The organism is Bartonella sp. AP20NXHL (assembly GCF_042196165.1).
In the GTDB taxonomy this organism is placed as follows: Bacteria; Pseudomonadota; Alphaproteobacteria; order Rhizobiales; family Rhizobiaceae; genus Bartonella.
The window spans coordinates 106867-114096 of sequence record NZ_JBHIPV010000007.1 but is presented as its reverse complement, the minus strand read 5'-3'; the positions used below and the strand labels follow the sequence as shown (position 1 = coordinate 114096).

5 protein-coding genes and 1 tRNA gene are annotated in these 7230 nt (G+C 35.2%); 2 read left to right on the top strand and 4 right to left on the bottom strand.

The window, feature by feature from the left end; all coding sequences use genetic code 11:
* Positions 1-109 precede the first annotated feature (109 nt).
* The 4 genes from ACFILL_RS05705 to ACFILL_RS05690 all read right to left on the bottom strand — a co-directional run bounded on the left by ACFILL_RS05705 (position 110) and on the right by ACFILL_RS05690 (position 3374).
* A tRNA-Thr gene (locus ACFILL_RS05705) sits at positions 110-185 on the bottom strand.
* 203 nt (positions 186-388) lie between these two features.
* On the bottom strand, positions 389-1747 hold the full coding sequence (gene accC, locus ACFILL_RS05700) for an acetyl-CoA carboxylase biotin carboxylase subunit (protein WP_273791007.1): 1359 nt from the start codon (positions 1745-1747) through the stop codon (positions 389-391).
* A gap of 14 nt (positions 1748-1761) precedes the next feature.
* A complete protein-coding gene (accB, locus tag ACFILL_RS05695; protein WP_375643407.1) occupies positions 1762-2259 on the bottom strand; it encodes an acetyl-CoA carboxylase biotin carboxyl carrier protein in 498 nt (165 codons plus the stop codon).
* A 242-nt stretch (positions 2260-2501) separates the two neighbouring features.
* Positions 2502-3374 carry a DsbA family protein gene (locus tag ACFILL_RS05690; protein WP_273791009.1) on the bottom strand — a complete coding sequence of 291 codons (873 nt, stop codon included), beginning with the start codon at positions 3372-3374 and terminating at the stop codon, positions 2502-2504.
* A 344-nt stretch (positions 3375-3718) separates the two neighbouring features.
* Here ACFILL_RS05690 and glpD point away from each other — a divergent pair, with 344 nt between their 5' ends.
* Both glpD and dusA read left to right on the top strand, forming a co-directional pair.
* Positions 3719-5248 (top strand): glycerol-3-phosphate dehydrogenase, encoded by a 1530-nt coding sequence (gene glpD / locus ACFILL_RS05685; RefSeq protein WP_375631110.1) that lies wholly within the window; start codon positions 3719-3721, stop codon positions 5246-5248.
* 700 nt (positions 5249-5948) lie between these two features.
* Positions 5949-6929 carry a tRNA dihydrouridine(20/20a) synthase DusA gene (dusA, locus tag ACFILL_RS05680; protein WP_375643409.1) on the top strand — a complete coding sequence of 327 codons (981 nt, stop codon included), beginning with the start codon at positions 5949-5951 and terminating at the stop codon, positions 6927-6929.
* Positions 6930-7230 lie beyond the last annotated feature (301 nt).

Below are 7230 nucleotides of genomic sequence, written 5' to 3'. Positions count from 1 at the left end.
AACAAATTAGGTAAAATTATATAAACTGTAGAAGGTGGTCTAAAAGGTGGTCTGAAAATAGCTATTTAAAGAAAAAAACTATATATTTCAATATGTTTAAGAAATAAAATGGTGCCCCCAGAGAGACTCGAACTCCCGACCCCCTGATTACAAATCAGGTGCTCTACCAACTGAGCTATAAGGGCGTAACCATGTAGGGATTAGCACAAACTCACAAAAAGGAAAACAGAAAATTATCAAATTTTGTGCATATTAAGTGAAAACTATATAATAAATAAAAATAACTAACTTATTTCCTCTTTTACCACTTTTTACAGCAAGGTTGGCACTATCCTTATGTTGATATCTTATAGAATCTTTTATAAGAATGCACTATTTTGCTATCAAATTACGAATCTGAAGACTTTGATTGATGAGAAAGGTATTTTTCAAGCCAGTGAATATTATAATTACCATCAGCAACATCTTGATTATTAATAAGATCGCGAAAAAGAGGTAGTGTAGTTTTTATCCCATCGACGACAAATTCATCTAAAGCACGCCGTAAACGCATCATACATTCTAAACGGGTACGTCCATGAACAATCAGCTTTCCAATCATGCTATCATAGTAAGGAGGGATACGATAACCTGAATAAGCGCCTGAATCAACACGAATCCCTAAACCTCCAGGTGTATGAAAATGTGTAATGGTTCCAGGTGATGGCGTAAAGTTAATAGGATCTTCTGCATTAATACGGCATTCAATGGCATGACCAGAAAAACAGACTTCATCTTGTGTCACTGAAAGCTTACAGCCTGATGCAATATGGATTTGTTCATGGACTAAATCTATACCTGTAATTGCTTCAGTTACAGGATGTTCTACTTGTAAACGTGTATTCATTTCAATAAAATAAAATTCGCCATTTTCATAAAGAAATTCAATAGTACCAGCTCCACGATATCCAAGTTTGGCACAGGCATTTGCAACAATACTTCCAATTTTTTTCCGTTCTGTTTCATTAAGTGCAGGTGATGTAGCTTCTTCCCATACTTTTTGATGCCGTCGTTGAAGTGAACAATCGCGTTCTCCTAAATGAATAGCATTTCCCGCACCATCACCTATGACTTGAATTTCAATATGACGGGGTTTTTCTAAATATTTTTCTATGTAAACAGCGTCATCACCAAAAGCAGCTTTCGCTTCTGAACGTGTTGTTTTGAGAGCTATAGAAAATTCTTGTTCAGAATGAACAACCTTCATACCACGTCCACCACCACCGGCAGAAGCTTTGATAATAACTGGATAACCAATTTCACGAGCAGTGCGTAAAGCATCTGATTCTTCAGTGACGGCCCCATCTGAACCGGGAACTACAGGAATACCAAGTTTTTGGGCGGTTTTCTTTGCTTCGATTTTATCTCCCATGATTCGGATATGAGTAGCTGTTGGACCGATGAATGTAATATCATGGGCTTCTAGAACATCCGCAAATTTTGCATTTTCAGAAAGAAAGCCATAACCTGGATGAACAGCATCAGCTCCTGTAATTTCACAAGCAGCAATAATTTGCTGAATACTCAAATAAGAATCGCGAGCGGGAGGAGGTCCAATACAAACACTTTCGTCAGCAAGACGAACATGCATTGCATCTGCATCAGCGGTAGAGTGAACAGCCACGGTTTTTATGCCAAGTTCTTTACATGCACGTAAAACGCGAAGAGCAATTTCTCCCCGATTAGCAATGAGGATTTTTCGAATCATGGTTGCCCCTCGCTTTATTCAACAATAATAAGTGGTTCACCAAATTCAACAGGTTGACCATCTTTGACAAGAACAGTGGTTACTGTGCCTGAGCGTGGTGATGAAATTTGATTCATTGTTTTCATGGCTTCAATAATAAGTAATGTCTCCCCTTCAGAAACATTTTGTCCTACTTCTACAAAAGGTTGCGCGCCTGGTGAAGGTGCAAGATAAGCTGTTCCAACCATGGGAGAGGTTATTGTGTTTTTTGATTTATCTTCTTGGATAGATTGTATAGGAGCTTCAGCTGTTGGAACTGGAGAAGATGTTACAGAAAAAGTAGGAGTAGAAACAGGAGCATAGATTGCTTGCTCAGAAGAAATTAAGGTATTTTGGCGTGAGACACAAATACGAAGCTCCCCTTGTTCAACTTCAATGTTCGTTAAATTTGTATCATTCAAAATTTCAGCAAGATCACGAATAATTTTCGTATCAATTGCGGTTTTTGCCGAATCCATTTTTTTTGTTGTCATTTTATTTCTAACTCCTTGATCAATGAAGATCGTCATTATCTCATTTTATGACCGAATATCTCTAGATTAGGGATGACATCTTTTGAGGCTTTAAAGATTTTTATTTCCTTTAAATTATTATACTTTGCAATTTAAAACTCGTATCTGCTTTACGCAAAATTGCACTTATAAGCCTGTTGTCAAAAAAGAGAAAGCATAAAATTACCTCATTTACAGTATTCTTTCTAAAACGGATCAGGAATTCACTGTGTATTGTCTATCGCTTGTTTTAGAATATCTTGTTTGGCTGCGCCAATGAATATTTTATTACCAATGATGTAAGAAGGTGTTCCCGTAATATGAAGTGTAGAGGCAATTTGAATATTTTCTTTAAAAGCGTTTTGCAGAGTGGGATCTTTTATTGCATTACGTAGTTTTTTTTCATCTGCTCCTAATGAAACAGCTACTTTAATAGCTTTAGCTTCATTTGCACGACCCTGATACATTAAAAGCGTTTTGTGAAACTGAGGATATTTCTCTGGAAATTGTTTTCGAAATGCGTAGGCAACAGTATGGGCTGCCATAGAATCAGAGCTTAAAATTGGTAAATCCTTGATAATAACCTTTAAATCTGGGTATTCTTTTATCAAGTCTTCTATATTTGAATAGGAAATTTTACAATATCCACAGTTGTAATCAAAAAAATTGACAAGCACTCTTTTACCATTTGGGTTTCCCAAAACAGCGTCATGAGGAGAATGAAAAATTTCTTTTTCTAACAAATGAATGACAGAAGTTTGTTTTTGGTTTTCGTATTCATTCTGTTTTTCCAGCTTATCTTGAAGAATAAGCTGCATTTCAATCATAATTTCTGGATGAGTAAGAAGGTACTCTCTGACAATTTGTTGAATATGATGAGAATCAGTATGTGGTATCATTTTTTCTTTAAGCTTAGATAAAAAGCTAGAATCTTCCAAAAGTTGTGTTTTAAGCTTTTCTAAGCTTAAATTATTTGCTGTTTTTGAGTGTGATGTTGCGTTTGATAAAGAAGGTAAAAAGATTAAAATACTCGACATAACTGGGACTAAAATTTTTGAAAGAAGTGTTATTTTCGAGTTTTGAGAGTGATAATTCATCTGTATACCTTCACATTTTCTAGGGTGTCATTGAGTGAACTATATGAAAAGCGCTCTCTATGTGCAATAAGCATTTAGCTATAGTGTGTCTTTAAGAATGAGAAAAAACATCAATTTTTCTCTAAAAAGATTTCATATGATGAACCTTGGTTTGGCAAGGATTATGTTTTGTAAAAGATAAAAAAAATCTCTTTAATTTGTCAAATGTTGTTTTGATGTATAAGGATATCAAAAGCTTTTTGTGCGTGTTTATTTTAGGAAAAAGTACGTTGATAATACAATGAAGAACACTTGTATTATTTTTTTCCTGTTGCTTTATTGAGTACTGAGAAAAAAATTAAATAATGAAAAGTGAAATTATGAAAACCACAACACATTATGAGCTGTTTATCATTGGGGGAGGGATAAACGGGTGTGGATTGGCAAGAGATGCAGCAGGACGCGGTTTTAAAGTGGGATTGGCTGAAATGAACGATCTTGCATCTGGGACCTCAAGTGCGTCAACAAAGCTTATTCATGGTGGGCTTCGTTATCTTGAACACTATGAGTTCAAACTTGTTCGTGAAGCATTGAAAGAACGCGAGATCATTTTACGCATGGCTCCACATATTGTGCGTCCTTTGCGTTTTCTCCTTCCTTATCATAAAGAATTGCGCCCTGCTTGGATGTTGCGTTTTGGACTTTTTATTTATGATTATTTAGGGAATTGGAATCAGAAATTGTGGCGCAGTAAAACGATTAATTTTTCACAAAAATTTTGCTCTACACTGAAGAAAGAATATCAGAGAGGTTTTGAATATTCTGATGCAAGAGTAGATGATGCGCGTTTAGTTATTGGCAATGCGCGTGATGCAGAAAAGAGGGGAGCTGATATAAAAGTACGAACAGAAGTTCTCTCTTTAAAAAAAGAAGACAATAAATGGCGTATCTTTCTTCAAGACAAGTTAAGTAGCAAAGAATATAGTGTCACAGCTTCTTATGTCGCGAATATGACAGGACCTTGGATTGATCATGTTTTGGCAAGCATATTAGATTGTAAAGAACATCCACCAGTACGGCTTGTTAGAGGTTCTCATATTTTGGTTCCCAAGCTTTATACTCATGATCGTGCTTATATTTTTCAAAATGGTGATGGGCGTATTATATTTGCTATTCCGTATCAAGAAGAGTTTACCTTGCTTGGAACAACAGATTGTAATTATCAAGGAGATCCGGCTGACGTTCATATTACTGAGACAGAAATTGATTATATTTGTGCAGCAGCCAGTGAATATTTCATACAACCAGTGTTGCCTGAAACGATTGTCTGGTCTTACTCTGGAGTTCGTCCACTCTATGATGATGGAGCTTCAAAAGCACAAGAAATTACGCGCGATTATGTTTTAAAAGAAATGGGAACAGGAACAACACCAAAGATTCTTAATCTTTATGGTGGAAAGATTACAACTTATCGTAAGTTGGCTGAAGATGCGATGAAATTTGTTGAAAAAGAGCTTGGTAAAAAGGGAGCATCATGGACGGCTAAGGCAGTGCTTCCTGGGGGTGATTTTCCCTATAACAAATTAGATACAATCGAAAATAGGATTGCTCTTTTGATGCCAGATTTAGATGCTTTTACACATCGCAGGCTTGCACGCTCCTACGGTACGGAAGCATTGGTGATCTTTGCACATGGTAAGGCAAATAAAGGAAAAAATTTTGGACATGGGCTTTATGAAGTAGAAGTAAAATGGTTGATGGAAAAAGAATGGGCTAAAGTATGTGAAGATGTGTTATGGCGTCGTTCAAAACTGGGTCTCCTATTTAATGAACAAGAGGTTGGTACTCTTTCTTCCTATATGCAAAGCCAACAAGAGATTGAACAACTTTTATGATCATTTCATTTTACAGATTTTATCTGCAATATTGTAAAATATTTTCCTTAAAGAGATACTGATATCAGTCATAGATATTAAAAAGGCAATGGCTGTCTATACCCTGATTTTAGTTTTTTTGCAAGAATCATAAAATGGCAAAATTAGATAGAATATTTAGGATGAAATTTGTCTATCTTATAAAGTGAAATTCAAGAATGTTACCAAGAATAACTCATTGAAAAAAAATGATTTATAATTAGATTCATGTGAAATAAGGATTTTTATTCTTTCTTTAGGAGAAGATAAAGATACTTTCTGTAGCATTTATTTGCACAATAAGTTAAAAAAAATCTAAAGAAAATTAAATCTATTATAAAAAATTGTATAATGTGTTAGTTTAGCATTTATTATCTTAAATGCTGTGCTAAATCATGTAAGGATGGAGGCTTGATGAGCGTAAGAAGAACTTGTAAATGAGTTTTTTATATTATGGTGAAAATCTTCTTTTTTCATGTTTATATACCTGAACACTAATCTATGAGAAATGCAAAATTGTGTTTTATCATGATTGATTGTAGTAAACCTTGATATCAATTGAAAATAATGAACTGTTATTATACTCATGATAGTATAAGAGAATAAAATTTTCCGTAAACTAAAAGTAAGTATTTTTCTATGTATAAAGAGAGAGCTATAGGGACATGAGAGTAATACCCTCATGATATTTTACAACCTTCCATCGACTATAAAATTTGCAGTAGCACCAATGTTGGACTGGACAGACCGACATTGCAGGTTTTTTTATCGTCTTTTAACGAAAAAAGCTCTCCTTTATACGGAAATGATGGTAGCAGATGCTGTCATTCATGGTGTTCGCGAACAATTGTTGGCTTTTAGCGATAAAGAATGTCCAGTTGCATTACAACTAGGGGGGGCTGATCCGAAAAAGTTAGCAGAAGCTGCACGAATTGCTGAGGATTTTGGCTACAACGAAATAAATCTTAATGTCGGGTGCCCATCAAATCGTGTTCAAGCAGGTGTCTTTGGGGCTTGTTTGATGTTACATCCAGACATTGTGGCAAATGCCGTGGAAGCGATGAAACGAGAGGTTACTATACCTGTAACTGTCAAATGTCGGATTGGAGTGGACGAACAAGATGAAGAGTTAGCGTTAGATCTTTTGGCTAATCAGGTTTGGAATGCTGGATGTGATGCGCTCTGGATACATGCACGCAAGGCATGGTTGCAAGGATTGAGTCCGAAAGAAAACCGTAATATTCCGCCCCTTAATTATGAAAGAGTTTACAAATTAAAACGTAAATATCCTCATAAATTCATTGGGATAAATGGTGGAATTAAATCGATTGATGAGATCAAAGAACACTTAACTTTCTGTGATGCTGTCATGGTTGGTCGCCAAGTTTATCATAATCCAGCTTTGTTAAAACATATTGATTTTGAACTCTATGGTGAGACGCAAAATAATCTGAGTGAGAGTGATCTTATTGAGGTTATGTGTGATTATGCAGCTCGACATATTGTATCGGGGGGGCGGCTTTCTCATGTGACACGTCACATGATTGGTTTATTTCATGGGCGGGGTGGGGCACGTCGATGGAGGCAAATATTATCAAATGATGCGACAAAACCAAATGCAGATATATGTATTTTAAAAGAAGCTTTTTATGCTCTCATTTAATAATAGCCTAATAATTAACAATATATTAAAGTTGAGATCCTTTGCGTTTGGATGTCTTTGCGATAATTTTGATCTCTTCAATTTTATAAGTTTTTGAAAGTTTATAACTTTTATTATGCATAAGAATTGTTGGAATGTATATATTAAACGGCATGCTGATTATGCCTATTAAATAAAAATAGGTTAAGGGTATCACTGTAAAGGTAATCATAAGATATTAATAACATTTTGAATCTTACACGTTTGTTATTAGGGTTGAAAATAGAATGTAGAAATTATTGCTTTCATAGTATTTAACATT